We start from the raw sequence: 15,156 nt of genomic DNA on the forward strand, positions 1-15,156 counted from the left end.
TATCCTTTAGATATATTTTATAAACAGCGACTTTAATAAATCTCTGTTTATAACATTTTTGATCACTTCATCTACATATTTTTTATATGTCAGAGTCTCTTTTTGGTTTGATTCATCGATAAGAACAATAATAGAATCAAGACCGTTTGAAGCACTTCTTTTTTTGATGACTGAAGATATTGTTTCTATATCCAAAGTGTCATACTCCTTGTCAAAAAGCACTATTTTGTAAGAGTAGTTCTCTATTAATTCTTTAAAATTTACCGGCGAAGAGGCAACTTCATATGTTATACCCTCTATTGTTTCTACTATTTTAGTGTATAGTTTTGTTTCAAAATCACTTTTCTTAGCTATTAGTACATCTGCTTTGTATTTAGGTTTAATATGAAGTTTGACAGATTTATTTGGCAGATTTGTATCTCTTACTATATGATCAGCTAAAAATTTATTTAGTATAGATACTATTTCTAGCCGAATAAGAGGTTTTGTGGTGTACTCATCGAGCCCTGCTGAGAGGAACTTTTCTCTATCTCCTTTTAAGGCATTTGCTGTTAATGCCACAATAGGCACATGTGCTTGTTTATAATCCTCTTCCCACTTTAAAATTTCTGTTGTTGCTTCAATGCCGTCAAGAACCGGCATCTGAATATCCATAAAAATTATATCAAAATCTTCATCTTTTCTTTTTTGAAATGCTTCAAGTCCGTTATTTGCAACAGTAACATTTAGACCTAAATCTTCAAGTGTTCGTTTAATAAGTTTTTGATTTATTATATTGTCTTCGGCGACAAGAACATTTGCTGCAAATTTTGGTTTAGATAAAGCAAAATTTTTACCGGATTGTTTTTTACTATCTTGTGTAGATTTATTTAATGAGATATAGTTTAGTAATATCTGTTTTATTTTTGAAGAGTGCAGCGGTTCATATAAGATTTTAAAGATATCAAAGCCAAAAGTATCTATTTGCTTCATAATATTTGATTTTGTTAAAACAACAAGTTTTGGCGCAAGAGTCGCTATTTTTGCAAGCGTTTCTTTGTCTATATAGTCATAATCTACAAATAAGAGATCATAGTTTTTATTTTCTAAAAGTGATTTGATTTTATGCATCTCTTTTACTACGGTATACTTAACTCCAAAATAATCAAGATATTCTTTTAGATAGTTATCTTGATTTTTAGTTTTGTGTGAACTCTCTAAGATAATCGCATTTAGGTCATTAAATCTATCTTGGAAACTTTTAGAAAGTGTTTCAATCTCTTCAAAGTCAAGAGTAAAAAAGAAAGTAGTACCCTTTTCTGGCTTACTCTCTAGGTCAAGCTTTCCGCTCATCAGGTCTATAAAGCTGCTAGAAATGGTAAGCCCAAGACCTGTTCCGCCATATTTACGAGTAATGGAAGTGTCTGCTTGGGAAAATGCTTCAAAAATTCTACTTTTTTGTTCATCTGCTATGCCGATACCGCTATCTTGAATCTCAAACTTAACTCTTGTTTTATCAGCCTCATCAGATTTGATTTTTCTGATATTAATATTGATAAATCCATTATTGTTTGTAAATTTTATGGCATTTGAGAGAAGGTTGATAAGAACTTCTTTAAGTTTTGTAGGATCACCTTTGAGAGGAGACTCAAGCCTTGGATCGATAAAGCAGCCAAGGTCTATATTTTTTTCGCTGGCACGAACAGCATAAACTTCAACCGCATTTTCAAACTCTACTATCGGATCAAAGGCAATATTTTCAATTTCAAGTTTATTGCTCTCTATTTTAGATAAATCAAGAATATTATTGATAATCTCAAGAAGATTTTCAGAACTTTTTTCAATAATATCAACAAACTCTTTTTGCTCTTCGCCTAAGCCTGAATCTTTTAAAAGCTCAGTAAATCCGACGATACCGTTAAGAGGAGTGCGAATCTCATGTGACATATTTGCCAAGAACATTGATTTTGCTTCACTCGCTTCCTGAGCAGAAACTTTATCCCTTTTTGTCTGTTCAATAATCTCTTCAAGAAGTTCGTAAGCTAAGTTTGTTCCTTGAGATGTGTGAAGATTGATTTTTTTATCTTGCGTGTTATAGTCATGTGCAACTTTTTTTAGTACATTTTCAAGTTTTTTGATATTTTTAGTTATTTCATTTGCGAGCAGATAGCCGAGAATTGCCAATATAATAGCAATAATCCATATAGTAAAAGTTATAATCAGTACTTGTAAGGAGCTGTTTTGTATCTCATACGCTTTATTGTCTATAGTATTTAACAATAAAATTTCCGCTTTTGAAATTAGATTGATTTTTTCTGATAACATAGTAAACCAGATTCCTGAGTCAATGTCATATTTACCGCTCTTGGCAGCAGTTATAATGGCTGTTCTTTCACTGTTGATATCTGCAAACAACTCTTTGCTCTCTTTGGTTTTAAATATGGCATCAATTTTTTTTACCAACTCTTTGTTTTGTATTTTCTCATAAGTAATAGCATCAGCTTTACTAATAATAGAAATCCATCTATTTAAATCATCAGGCGAAAGTACTCTTGAGCGCGAAATAATGTGGGATATATATCCCCTCTCAATCCCTGAAGCTTCTCGTGTATAAATTAATGAGGTATACAAAAAGTAGAGTTCATTGATCTCTTTGTCAATATCTTTGTTTGCAATATAATTGAGTTGTTGGATAAGTTTTTCCTGTGCTTTGCTGTATATATCTACAAACATTTCAGAAAATTCAATTTCGTTACTGTTTACAAGAGCTCTTACAGATTTTATTTTAGATAGCATTAAAGGGATCTCGCTTGATACTTTTTCTTGCTGTAGATGTTTAATGTATAGTGCTATTTTTTCATCAACGATTTTTCTTTGTTCATTAAGAGATTTTAAAATATTCTCAGTTTGGTTTCCGAGATACATGGCACTCATACCACGCTCACGCGCAAGATTTCTGATTAAATCATTGAGAATCTTGTTTTGATCCAACCTGTTTTGCAACTCTTTTGCTGCTTTGTACTCAAAAAAAGAGTTATAAAAGTAGTAACTTGTCATTGAAAAAAGTATGATAATGGGCAAAAGACTTATAAGTTTTAGTCTGTTTTTTAATCCAAATTGCATTATTTATTTTCTATGTCTAAAATTTTATTGAGTGTTGCTATAATGTTTTTGCCAGCTTTATCAATCGTATCTATGTCATTGGCGTTCATAATCACACTTAAGTCCTGATCAAAATTAGGAACTCTCATATTTTGGCTCATTCCTTTTATTTTAAGGACTGCACTTTTGCACCCGTTTATATCACTCTTTTGAATTGATTCAAACATATGATTTGAGAGCTTTTTCATCTCGTTTAAATAATCTTTAAAGAGTTCATTAAAACTTTTTATATCCAAACCGATATCATCTGCTATCTGTTTTTTATCATAATTAAAAACAGTATCAGAGCTCTTTTTAGGCAGTTTTTCTTGAAATATATAATCATAATTATCAAAAATAGATAAATCTTCATCAGCTATTTTATCTTGATTTATAGTAATCTTTGGTTTTAAAAATTCATCGTCTGCTAGTTCAGTTATCTCTATAAAATCAGGAACTTGAGAGTCATTTATCTGCAGATTTGAGAGATCTTCGTTTTTGACATCTTCTTTAAATGATAAAATAATTGTATCATCGTTATCAAGTTTAGCTTTCTCAGTAGGCTTTTCTTCAGCCGGTTCTTCTTTATGGGAGAGCTTATCAATGATTTTATAGAATTTTTCAAGATTGGTTTTAATTTCGTTGTCATCGTTTGATGTATTGATTGTTATTAAAGTATTCAAAGCATTTTCTATTCTCAGGTTTGCGGCAACACCTTTGAGTTTATGAGAAAGTACTCTTAGATGATTTAAATCTTGGGTGTTTGCTGCTTCATAGAGATCATTTTTAAAGCTCTCTGCCTGAGCAATAAAATCTTGAATAAACTCTTCTATAAGATCAATCGGTAAACCAAGCTCTTCAGAAGCTATTTGTGGATTGTACACATACTCTGCAAAAGAGTTCTTCTCCTCTTTTTGTTCTACATTAACTAGTTGTTTATGCACAGACTCGTTATCTTCTTCTTTTATTTTATTTGTAGAATCTTTGTGTAAATCCTGTTTTGCCGTAATGGTTGTTTCACTGGAGTTTTTATCATTTTTAGCAGGAGCATCTTTGGGTATTATGGCTCTGTCATATAATTCGCTAGATTGAAAGTTTTCTCTTGTAGCAGGTTTTTGCATCATAGGAGTAGAGATTTTTTCATCTTGCGCATCTGATAAAAGCTTGATTTTACGAAGATTGACACCATATGCTTTTTTAGATGGGTTGTCTATAAGGTAGATTGTTTTTATCTTTATATGTGCCGCATAATTTTTATCTTTGATACGAAGAATGACTTTTGAATCTATATTGTTACATGTGATGTAATCAATCCAGTGCATATGTTTAAAATTATGAATAAAGCCGGGTTTTTTTACAAAAAGATCTGCAAAATCTGCTGCTTGATCTTGAAGCTCTTCAATGCTTGAGAGGCCGAGAGCTTTTAAATCATCCTCATCAATTCCCCAAAACTCTTTTTTGTGATTATAGATTAGCATCTGAGCCTTTTATGTAATATAAATAGTATTAAATGTAGCACAAATAGTTTAAAAAAAAACTTATTTATAAATACTTTTTATTATATTTGCATCTTTTATGTTTAAAACAGAACCAATCTCCTCAACACTTAGGTTCTTAAGCGCTTCAAATGTTCCAAAATGGTTTATTAGTTTAACTATTTTTGCCTGTGATATCCCTTTTAGGCTTAAGAGTTTGCTCTCTTTATCAAGTTTTAGTTTTGTTTTTTTATGAAAGTTTATTGCGCTTCTATGTGCTTCATCTCTTAATTTTTGCATCCATTGAAGTCTTTTATCGCTGTCTTTAAGCCTAAAAACATCCTCTTTTGTATGAATTATGTCCTTTGCTTTTCCTTTTGCTCGATGTGCTTTTGCATCTATCTTCTCTTTTGATATTGCGATGACATCCAAAAAAACTCCATTTGATTCTAAAATTTCAAAAGCAAGTTTTAAGAGTGTGCCTCCTCCATCAATAATCCATAAATCTGGAGGAGAGTTTTTGGAAAAGCTCTCTACTCTTTTTGTAAGTGTCTCTCTCATTTGAGAGTACTCGTCTTTTGCCTGCAGATGATAGGTTCTGTAACTTTTTTTATCAAAACCTCCTTTATCATATACCGCCATAGCTCCGACTGTTGCAACTCCTGACATATGAGAGTTGTCAAAAATCTCTACGCGCTTAGGAATTTTTTCTAAAGAAAACAACTCTTTTACTTCACTTAAGATCGCATCGCTGTTTTGTTTGCCCTCTTTTCTTAAAAGTTCCTGCGCATTTATCAAAGCCAAATCAATAAGTTTCTTTTTATCCCCCTTTTTAGGTACTTTTATAAGCGCTTTTTTCTCAAAGAGAGTAGTAAGATACTCTTCTATGATATTTTTATTTTCAAATTCAGTAGCAATCAGTATCGGCGCTATAATCGGAGGTTTTCCATTTGAGTAAAAATCCATTAGAGCTCTTTGGTAGAGTTCATCTTCATCATATCCTTCATTGAGCTGGATATAATCATGCGAAGATGAGATGATTTTGCCTCCTCTCATAAATATTCTTACTATTACTGCTCTGTTTTCAGCATTTTTTAGAACAAAAATATCGTAATTTTCATCACTGGCAAAATCAATTTCACTCTTTATCTCTGAACGGCTTATTCTTTGATATCTGTCTCTAATTTCACCTGCCTCTTCAAATCGAAGATTTTGGGCATAAAAGTGCATCTTTTCTTCTAGTTTTGCCAGAAGTGTTTTCTTGTTTTTTATCAGTTCTGTAGCCAAATCAAGCTCTTTTTTATACTCTTCATATGGAACATTTAATTCACACGGTCCAAGACATTTGCCTATTTGATAGTAAAGGCAGAGTTTTTTTGATTTTAGAGATCCTTTTTTTTGTACAAGACGGCATATATCATAAATTGAGTCTAAGATATCTCTTGCACCGACGGAAAAGGGACCATAATATGTAACATTTGAAGATTGTATGATTTTTCTTGTTATTTCAAATCTTGGATACTCTTTTGCGTTGTCTATGTAAATATAGGGGTAAGTTTTGTCATCTCTTAGTAAAATATTATATTTGGGATTAAGCTGCTTGATAAGTGAATTTTCTAAAATTAAAGCGTCATGCTCTGAATTTACAACTATGTAGTTCATAGAAACTGCTTGAGAAATCATCTTTTTGATTCTGCTTGAGAGATTTGTATTTGGTTTTAGAGAAGGGGTGAAAATAAAATAACTTTTTACTCTTTTTGCTAAACTTTTTGCTTTGCCTACATAAAGAAGATGTCCCTCTTTATCAAAATATTGGTATATTCCGGCACAATCGGGCAGTTGTTTTATAGTTTCCTCAAGATTCATTATTCATCTTTTTTATAATTTTTTGAATATCATGAACAAGTGCATTTAGTTTTTCATCATCTATATTGATTTCAAAATTTCCGGTTGAACGCTCTTTGTAAACCTGTTTTGTTTCTTTAATCTCTTCTTTGTTTTTTTTGGGAGTGTGTGTTACAAAAGCTTTTATATCATCAAATAAATTTTCATCACACTCTTTACACTCTTGGGGCATATGATATTTTAAAGCACTTTTAATGCTTTGTATATTATTATCAAACTCTTGTTTCCCAACGGGGTGATTAAATACAAAAAACAGAGTTTTGTTTTTGATGTAAGTAAAGTTGATCATTTTTTGTATAGGCGGTGTAAACATAGATTGTACTATCTTAATACATTTATAATAAGATAGCTGAGAGAATTGAGGTCTGGTTTGAATAGAATTTATAATTTGACTAGCGTTTTTCATTTAATAATTATAGCAATATTTTTATTAAGTATAAGTGGATGTGGTTATAAAGCAGATCCATATTATTTAGAAGATGCGCCGCAAAGTGATGAAAATATAGAATTTATTATTAAAAAAAGTAATAATAATGAAAGCAGCGGTGAAAATAGATGAAGTATGATGTAATAATTGTGGGTGCCGGTGCAGCAGGGTTATATGCTGCTATGTATCTTCCTCGTGATAAAAAAGTTCTTATTATAAATAAAAGAGAAACTTTTAAATGTAACAGTTTTTATGCTCAGGGCGGAATAGCTTTGGCGATAGATAAAGAGGATGTGCCTTTGCATATAAAAGATACTCTTGATGCGGGAGCCGGTCTTTGTGATGAAGAGGCTGTAAAAGTGTTAAGCGAAAGTTCAAGAGCTATTATAGATGATTTGATAGCTCGTGGATTTGAATTTGACAGAGATAAAGAGGGAAAATTACTTTATACAAAAGAGGCAGCCCATTCCAAAGAGCGTATACTTCATGCCGGCGGAGACGCAACCGGCAGATATATGCACTATTTTTTATTAAAACAAAATCCTCATCCTATGTTAACAGATGCCAGAGTTGTGGATCTACTTATAAAAGATGGCGAATGCTACGGTGTGACTGTCCTTGATCATAGAGAGTGCAGAAATATTTATGCAGATAATGTCATAATTGCCAGCGGCGGAGTGGGTTCTCTTTATGAGTACCACACAAATGCGCCTTGTATAAGCGCAGATATGCAGGGTCTTTGTGTTATGAAAGGCATAGAGTTGGCTGATATGGAGATGATGCAGTTTCATCCAACGGTATATGTCGGCAATAATGCAGCTCAAAAATTACTTCTTACGGAAGCATTAAGAGGTGAGGGGGCTACTATTGAAGATGAAAAAGGAAAAAGATTTTTATTTGATTATGATGAGAGAGGTGAACTTGCTTCAAGAGATATAGTAAGCAAGGCAATATATGATTATAATAAAAAAACAGGCATGCAGACATATCTCTCATTTAAAAATTTTGATCATGTCTATTTTACAAAAAGATTTCCAAATATATATAAAAATCTTCAACTTTTAGGTTTTGATGTACCAAAGCAGAGAGTTCCGATATCACCCGCTTTTCATTATGCTATAGGTGGAATAAAAACAGATGTAAATGGTGCAATTCCAAATGTCAAATCTCTTTATGCCATAGGTGAAGTCGCATCTACAAAAGTTCATGGCGCAAATAGACTTGCATCAAATTCTCTTTTAGAAGGGCTTGTTTTTGGAAAAAGAGCTGTTGAGGATATTTTAAAAAAAGAGCATGTTAAAAAAGAGGTTGTTTTTGAAGTTACTGATGAGGTAATGAGTTTTAAAGAGGATAAAGCCAAAAAAAATCTGCTTCGCAAAATTATGTGGCAAAATGTATCGATAGTCAGAACAAAAAGTGGCTTAAACAGTGCATTGAGCCAAATTAATGCTCTTTTAAATGAGAAAATCGGCAGACTTCTTAAATTTCGTTTATTGACAGCCAGAGAAATTGTTATTGCAGCATTAGCCAGAGATGAGTCAATCGGGGTACATTTTATACAAAAAGAAGAGAGCTGATAAGCTCTTTTGCTTCAGAGTCTCTTTTTTTTCTTGGCGACTCTTGAACTATATCGAAAATTAATCTTAATTATTGTATCCTTTTACTATCAAAAGGGTATATTCCCTGTAAAAAAACCATTTTTGGTACTTCAAAACACTCTTATTAAAGGCATTTAAATGACAAATGTTAGCATTATCGTTTTAGATTTTGGTTCTCAGTATACGCAACTTATTGCTCGTCGTCTTCGTGAAGATAAAGTTTATTGTGAAATTCTTCCTTATCATACAAAGATAGAAGATATTAAAGCAAAAAATCCAAGAGGAATTATTCTTAGCGGTGGACCGTCGTCTGTTTACAGCAAAGATGCATATACGGTAGATAAAGAGATCTATGCAATGGGAATACCTGTTCTTGGTATTTGTTATGGTATGCAAAGAATTGCAGTTGACTTTGGTGGAAGTGTAATCAGAGCTGACCATCATGAATATGGAAAAGCAGAACTCAATATAATAAACGCAGGGGAAGGGTGTTCGCCATTATTGAAAGATTGTGATAATGAGAGAATTGTTTGGATGAGCCATACAGACAGAGTTGATGTTCTTCCGGAAGGATTTGAGCCTATAGCTACATCTGCTAATTCTCCTTATGCGGCCATTGCAAATGAAGAAAAGCGTGTATATGCAATGCAGTTTCATCCGGAGGTTCAACATTCGGAAGAGGGTTATTTGATGCTTCGCAATTTTGCACGAACTATCTGTGGTATTAGTGAAAAATGGAAAATGGAGCACTTTTTAAAAGAGCAGATTAAAAATATAAGAGAAAAAGTGGGAGATGGAAAAGTTCTTTGCGGACTTAGCGGCGGGGTTGACAGCTCTGTTGTAGCTGCTATGCTTTATGAAGCGATTGGTGATCAGCTTATTCCTGTTTTTGTTGACAACGGTCTTTTGCGTAAAGGTGAAAGAGAGCAGGTTGAGGAGGTTTTTAAAATCAATTTAAAAGTGCCATTGGTTGTAGTAGATGCAAGAGAGAATTTTTTAGGCAAGCTTGCAGGAGTGAGTGATCCTGAGAAAAAGCGTCAAATAATCGGGCATACATTTATAGAAGAGTTTGAAAAAGAGGCTAAAAAGCATAAGGGCATCAAATTTTTGGCTCAAGGTACTCTCTACCCGGATGTTATAGAGTCTGTAAGCGTAAACGGTCCATCTGAGGTTATAAAATCGCATCACAATGTAGGCGGACTTCCTGATTGGATGGATTTTGAGTTGATTGAGCCTTTGCGTGAGCTCTTTAAAGACGAGGTGAGAAAAATTGGTCTAGAACTTGGTCTTCCAGAATCTATGATCAACCGCCACCCTTTTCCTGGACCGGGACTTGCTATTAGAATTATGGGTGATGTAAATGAAGCTGATTTGACTCTGCTTAGAGAAGCTGATGTTATACTGCTTGATGAGTTAAAAGCTAGTGGATATTATTATAAAACATGGCAGGCATTTGCGGTTTTACTTAATGTTAAATCTGTGGGCGTAATGGGTGACAATAGAACATATGACAATACTGTTTGTGTTAGAGTTGTTGAAGCAGTTGACGGTATGACGGCAACATTCGCTCATCTTCCTCATGATTTGCTAGAGAGAATAAGCAGAAGAATTATCAATGAAGTTGATGGAATTAATCGTGTAGTTTATGATATATCATCCAAACCGCCGGCAACAATTGAGTGGGAATAAATAGTTTTTATATGCCAAAAAAAATCTACCTTTTTGCAACTTCCAAGAGTGAGCATGCAATCAATGTAAAATCCCTAGATGTCAGGTACTTGAAGCCTGATATCGATTTTTCCAAATATGATTATCTTATTATTACATCCAAGCAGACCATTAAAGCTTTAAATCAGTATGATAAAAAAGATTTTATAAATATACCTGCATTGTGTGTATCCCCAAAAACAGCAGATGCCTATATAAAATTTGGCGCTAAGGTGTTGGCGGTCGGCGATGGCTACGGCGACAATCTTACAAAAAATATAAATGAGTTTTCAAAAGATACAAAGTGGCTCTATCTGCGGGCAGAAGTTATAGCTTCGGATTTTGTGAAAAAGTGTAAAGAAGAAGGATATCAAATAGATGAAAAGATTCTTTATGTAAGTGAATGTTCTCAAGAGATTATGGATGTAAGAGTTGATAGTCCCTCTGTTTTGATTTTTACATCTCCTTCATCAATAGAGTGTTTTTTGAAAAATAACTCTATTACTTCTGAGGATAAAGTTATAGTAATTGGTACAACAACAGCGAATTTTTTACCGGATGCAACAGAGTATATAATGAGCCAAAATACATCAATACAGAGCTGTATAGAGCTGGCTCTGCAAATAAAATAACAATTTAAGAAGAAAATCAAGATTTTTTTTTGTATAATTATATTAATAGTCTGGGTAGTTCGATAAATCGCACTAATGAGGGTTCTACATTTTCAAATAGCGAACTAGTAGAATTTCTGTGTGTCGGTGTTATCGTTTGAGACATGTTAGCTCTGTCGAGATAATGCCGCCGATAGGAGATTCTCTCTTCGCCCAAATTCGGCTTTTAGAACCAAGCCAAATGCGAGACGGCTATCTGGGCTATTTTTACTACGATAGTATAAAATCTTTTTATTAAAACCTTCTCTTTATCAATAATCTATCTAAACACAGTTGAGTTTTTTAAAATATTGCAATTAATAGACAATGTGCTATAATTAGCTTAATTAGACTGTTTGTAAAGATATGTATGGAGTGTTGATGAAAATTTTAATTTTAGGCAGTGGTGGCAGGGAGTATTCAATTGCTCGTGCAATTTCAAAAGAAAAAGAGGGGCATGAACTTTTTTTTATGCCTGGAAATGGTGCGACAAACTCTTTAGGAACAAATGTAGATATTAAAGATTATAATGAGTTGGCCAAATTTGCTAAAAACAATGGAATTGATTTAACAATTGTAGGACCTGAGGCTCCGCTTGTTGATGGTGTTGTCGATATTTTTAAAGAGCATGGTCTTACTATTTTTGGACCTAGTAAAAAAGCTGCTCAGCTTGAGGGTTCAAAAGTTTATATGAAAAACTTTTTGGCAAAGTATAACATTCCTACAGCCCGCTATATTGAGACGGCATCCATAGAGGATGCTTTTAGATTTGCAGATACGCTAAGTGCTCCTATTGTCGTCAAAGCAGATGGACTATGTGGAGGAAAAGGCGTTATTATCGCGCAAAATCATAATGAGGCTAAAGTTGCAATTTCTGAAATGTTAAGCGGAAAGAGTTTTGGCGATGCAGGAAAAAAAGTCATTGTTGAGGAGTTTTTAGACGGTTATGAGCTCTCTATGTTTGCAGTTTGTGACGGAGATGATTATATTCTGCTTCCGGCTGCGCAGGATCATAAAAGACTTAAAGATAATGACGAGGGACCAAATACAGGCGGAATGGGTGCTTATGCTCCGACTCCTCTTGTTAATGAAGAGCTTTACCAAAAAGTAAAAGATAGAATTATTCGTCCGACGCTTGATGGCATGAAAAAAGAGGGAGCACCTTTTGAAGGAGTTCTTTTTATCGGCATAATGGTTGTAAAGGGCGAGCCGATTACGCTGGAGTTTAATGTCCGTTTTGGAGATCCTGAGTGTGAGATACTTATGCCGCTTATGGTTTCAAGTGTAAGCGATATGTTTTACAAAGCTGCTACAAACAGACTCGGTGAGATAAAAGTAGAGTTTTCAAAACAATATGCAGTAGGCGTGGTAATGGCAAGTTCAAATTATCCATACTCAAGCTCTACACCTGCAGAGATAATAGTGGACAATGTGCATCATGAAGATATAGAAAAATATACACACATCTCTTATGCCGGTGTAAGCATGGTTGATGGCGTGCTTTACGCCGACGGCGGCAGGGTTTTAATCTGTGTTGGTTTGGGAGACACTATAAAAGAAGCAAGAGACAGAGCATACTTGAGATGCGGGCAAGTTCATTTTGCAGGTAAAAAACTTCGAACAGACATAGCTTATCAAGCTTTGTAAAAAAAGAAACAAAGTGAACGAAGAGATTCAAGATATCCTTCATCGTGAAGGAATGACTTTATCAAATATTAGAAAAAGGGCTGTGGCTTTTTTTATAGATGAGATGCTACTCTCATTTTTACTTATTATATCACTGGGTGACTCTTTTTTTGAAGCTCAAACAATGGAAGAGATGGTTCTTATAACAAATGCTTATGTCTTTGAGTATATGGCTATGAAAATAATTTACCAAGCTTTTTTTGTTATGCAGTATGGTGCTACTTTAGGTAAAATTGCTATGAAAATAAGAGTGATAGAGATCTCTACTATGCAAAAACCAAATGTTATAGTTGCTCTTAATCGTTCAATTGTTCGTGTGTTAAGCGAAATGCTTTTTTACCTTGGATTTTTATGGGCAGCAATGGATCCTGCAAGACAAACATGGCATGATAAAACTGCTAAAACTTTGGTTGTAGATGTTTAAATTATTTGTATATTTAGTATTATTTGCCGCATATGCAATAAGTAGTGATAAAGTTGAAGTGTATGCAACTACTATAGATACAAAAGATAATATTATAAAAGCTGAAGGTGAAGTTGTCGTTATCTATAAAGATTATTATTTAAGTGCTCAAAGAGCTGTTTATGATAGAAATAGTTCAGAACTGGAACTGTTTGAGAATATTCGTGCAACTCAGGGGGAAAATATTAAGCTGCTCGGAGAGTATGCCAAATTAAATATAGCTAACAAAGAGCGCACATTTATGCCGTTTTATATGTTTGAAGATAAATCAAATGTTTGGCTTAGCGGAGCTAAAAGTTATTCAAAAGAGCCAAATGTAGATATAAAATCAGGAATAACAAGTGGATGTGATCCCAACAATCCTTTTTGGAAAATGGAGTTTTCATCAGCTGATTACAATACAGAAACAATGTGGCTAAACTTATATAATGCCAGAATTTACATATATGACATTCCCGTTTTTTATACGCCATACTTTGGATACTCTTTAGATACAACAAGAAGAACAGGAGTTTTGCCTCCTATGGTCGGGTATTCGGATAAAGAAGGTTTCTACTATGAACAGGCGCTCTTTATAGCTGAGCAAAATTGGTGGGATTTGGAATTAAAACCTCAAATAAGAACAAATCGAGGTTCAGGCTTATATTCTACATTTAGATTTGTAGACAGCAGAGTTTCAAAAGGTTCATTGACTGCCGGCTATTTTAAAGAAAAGGAAGAGTATTTTCTTGAAAATGAGTTGGCAAATAAAAAGCATTATGGATTTAATTTTTTATATGAAAACAGCGATGTAATAAATCAGTGGTTCGGTACAAATTTTAAAGGTCAGTCAGCTCTTTATATGGATATAGTCAATATGAATGATGTTGATTATATTAATCTCTCTACAAATGATACAACAGAAAATGCTACGACTACTCAGCTGCTTTCAAAAATAAATCTTTTTTATAATATGAATGATAATTATATAGGAGCATATTTTAAATACTATAAAGATTTAAATTTAGATACAAACGAAGAGACTCTTCAAAATCTTCCGGCACTTCATTATCATAGATATATTGATACACTTTTAAAAGATCATTTTTTATACAGTTTAGATGTAAAAAGCAATAATTATTACAGAGAAGTTGGAAAGAGTGCTATTCAGACAGATATAAATATTCCCTTGACACTTCAAACATCTCTTTTTGATGAGTTTATGCATCTATCCTACGGATCAAATATTTACGCACAACATACAAATTTTAGGGGTGATGTAAAGGATTTGTCAATAGATGAGTATAACAATGGCTTTTTTGCAAGGCATGATCATCTAATAACAGCATCATCACAGCTTACTCGCGCTTTTGATGAGATAACACACACTATTGATTTTGGAGCACAGTATCAATTGGCGGGTTCTGAATTTGAAGATGGCTATTATGAAGAGCAAAAAGACTACTGTTCTATAAAAGAGAACAGAACGGAAGATATATGTGAATTTTACAATATATCAGATGTTAAGGAAAATCTTCAACTCTATTTTTCACACTATCTTTATGATATTTCCGGAAAACAGGTTTTTTACCATAGGCTTTCACAAAACATCTCTTATGAGGATGTTGAAGGCGGGGCAGAAGAGCTTGAAAATGAGCTAGATTATCAAATAACCGATAATATAAATTTTTACAATAATATGTTTTATAATTATGATGAGAATGATTTTTCTAAAAATTTCAATAAAATATCTTATGTAAACAGCAGTTTTAATCTTGGTTTGTCGCATATGTATAAAAATTCATTTGATATAACTGACCCAGAATCAGAAATCAGCTATATAACATCAAGTTTAAAGTATAAATACGATAAACACTATTCATATAATTTCAAACTCGATTATGATTTGCAAAGAAGTGAGAAAAAGAGTTTTGAGGTTGGTTTTTTATATCAAAAAAGATGTTGGGATTTTGGTTTAACATATCTTGAAAATAACAGACCGATTCTTAACCAGTATGGAGAGTCTGATTCAGTATATGACAGATATATTTATGTAACAATTAGACTTAAACCAATCATGAAACCTGATGGAGGATTATCAGGTTTTATGTTTAGACTTCCTGATAAGTCGGAGACAAATTAAAAT

At 33.2% G+C, this 15,156-nt stretch carries 11 protein-coding genes; 7 read left to right on the forward strand and 4 right to left on the reverse strand.

What is annotated here, in order from left to right:
* Window positions 1–6: 6 nt before the first annotated feature.
* The 4 genes from FJR47_RS01715 to FJR47_RS01730 are packed head-to-tail and all read right to left on the reverse strand — an operon-like array spanning window position 7 to window position 6,813.
* The gene (locus tag FJR47_RS01715; RefSeq protein ID WP_152298765.1) at window positions 7–3,102 is read right to left on the reverse strand and encodes an ATP-binding protein; all 3,096 of its coding nucleotides are present in this window, start codon (window positions 3,100–3,102) and stop codon (window positions 7–9) included.
* Window positions 3,102–4,598 carry an Hpt domain-containing protein gene (locus FJR47_RS01720; RefSeq protein WP_152298766.1) on the reverse strand — a complete coding sequence of 499 codons (1,497 nt, stop codon included), beginning with the start codon at window positions 4,596–4,598 and terminating at the stop codon, window positions 3,102–3,104. Before FJR47_RS01720 ends, FJR47_RS01715 begins: the two co-directional genes overlap by 1 nt.
* Window positions 4,599–4,658: 60 nt before the next feature.
* The gene (gene uvrC / locus FJR47_RS01725; protein WP_152298767.1) at window positions 4,659–6,461 is read right to left on the reverse strand and encodes an excinuclease ABC subunit UvrC; all 1,803 of its coding nucleotides are present in this window, start codon (window positions 6,459–6,461) and stop codon (window positions 4,659–4,661) included.
* Window positions 6,451–6,813: a hypothetical protein gene (locus FJR47_RS01730; RefSeq protein WP_241690956.1), complete on the reverse strand. Its 363-nt coding sequence runs from the start codon at window positions 6,811–6,813 to the stop codon at window positions 6,451–6,453. The genes uvrC and FJR47_RS01730 overlap by 11 nt, the downstream gene beginning before the upstream one ends.
* 57 nt (window positions 6,814–6,870) lie before the next feature.
* Here FJR47_RS01730 and FJR47_RS01735 point away from each other — a divergent pair, with 57 nt between their 5' ends.
* The 7 genes from FJR47_RS01735 to FJR47_RS01765 all read left to right on the forward strand — a co-directional run bounded on the left by FJR47_RS01735 (window position 6,871) and on the right by FJR47_RS01765 (window position 15,153).
* Window positions 6,871–7,059 carry a hypothetical protein gene (locus FJR47_RS01735; RefSeq protein ID WP_188093771.1) on the forward strand — a complete coding sequence of 63 codons (189 nt, stop codon included), beginning with the start codon at window positions 6,871–6,873 and terminating at the stop codon, window positions 7,057–7,059.
* Window positions 7,056–8,504: an L-aspartate oxidase gene (nadB, locus tag FJR47_RS01740; RefSeq protein WP_152298769.1), complete on the forward strand. Its 1,449-nt coding sequence runs from the start codon at window positions 7,056–7,058 to the stop codon at window positions 8,502–8,504. Before FJR47_RS01735 ends, nadB begins: the two co-directional genes overlap by 4 nt.
* A gap of 159 nt (window positions 8,505–8,663) precedes the next feature.
* Window positions 8,664–10,214 (forward strand): glutamine-hydrolyzing GMP synthase, encoded by a 1,551-nt coding sequence (gene guaA, locus FJR47_RS01745; protein WP_152298770.1) that lies wholly within the window; start codon window positions 8,664–8,666, stop codon window positions 10,212–10,214.
* An 11-nt stretch (window positions 10,215–10,225) separates the two neighbouring features.
* Window positions 10,226–10,864, forward strand: coding sequence for a uroporphyrinogen-III synthase (locus FJR47_RS01750; protein ID WP_152298771.1), 639 nt, complete (start codon window positions 10,226–10,228; stop codon window positions 10,862–10,864).
* Between the two features lie 399 nt (window positions 10,865–11,263).
* A complete protein-coding gene (gene purD, locus FJR47_RS01755) occupies window positions 11,264–12,529 on the forward strand; it encodes a phosphoribosylamine--glycine ligase (protein ID WP_152298772.1) in 1,266 nt (421 codons plus the stop codon).
* Between the two features lie 13 nt (window positions 12,530–12,542).
* Window positions 12,543–12,992: an RDD family protein gene (locus FJR47_RS01760; RefSeq protein ID WP_152298773.1), complete on the forward strand. Its 450-nt coding sequence runs from the start codon at window positions 12,543–12,545 to the stop codon at window positions 12,990–12,992.
* The gene (locus FJR47_RS01765) at window positions 12,985–15,153 is read left to right on the forward strand and encodes an LPS-assembly protein LptD (protein ID WP_152298774.1); all 2,169 of its coding nucleotides are present in this window, start codon (window positions 12,985–12,987) and stop codon (window positions 15,151–15,153) included. Before FJR47_RS01760 ends, FJR47_RS01765 begins: the two co-directional genes overlap by 8 nt.
* Window positions 15,154–15,156 lie beyond the last annotated feature (3 nt).

This window comes from Sulfurimonas xiamenensis (assembly GCF_009258045.1).
In the GTDB taxonomy this organism is placed as follows: Bacteria; Campylobacterota; Campylobacteria; order Campylobacterales; family Sulfurimonadaceae; genus Sulfurimonas; species Sulfurimonas xiamenensis.

Bases quoted from the DNA above. Each gene is read 5' to 3' on its own strand.
- FJR47_RS01715 (WP_152298765.1), bottom strand. From the start codon at position 3,102: ATGCAATTTGGATTAAAAAACAGACTAAAACTTATAAGTCTTTTGCCC.
- FJR47_RS01720 (WP_152298766.1), bottom strand. From the start codon at position 4,598: ATGCTAATCTATAATCACAAAAAAGAGTTTTGGGGAATTGATGAGGAT.
- uvrC (WP_152298767.1), bottom strand. From the start codon at position 6,461: ATGAATCTTGAGGAAACTATAAAACAACTGCCCGATTGTGCCGGAATA.
- FJR47_RS01730 (WP_241690956.1), bottom strand. From the start codon at position 6,813: ATGTTTACACCGCCTATACAAAAAATGATCAACTTTACTTACATCAAA.
- nadB (WP_152298769.1), top strand. From the start codon at position 7,056: ATGAAGTATGATGTAATAATTGTGGGTGCCGGTGCAGCAGGGTTATAT.
- guaA (WP_152298770.1), top strand. From the start codon at position 8,664: ATGACAAATGTTAGCATTATCGTTTTAGATTTTGGTTCTCAGTATACG.
- FJR47_RS01750 (WP_152298771.1), top strand. From the start codon at position 10,226: ATGCCAAAAAAAATCTACCTTTTTGCAACTTCCAAGAGTGAGCATGCA.
- purD (WP_152298772.1), top strand. From the start codon at position 11,264: ATGAAAATTTTAATTTTAGGCAGTGGTGGCAGGGAGTATTCAATTGCT.
- FJR47_RS01765 (WP_152298774.1), top strand. From the start codon at position 12,985: ATGTTTAAATTATTTGTATATTTAGTATTATTTGCCGCATATGCAATA.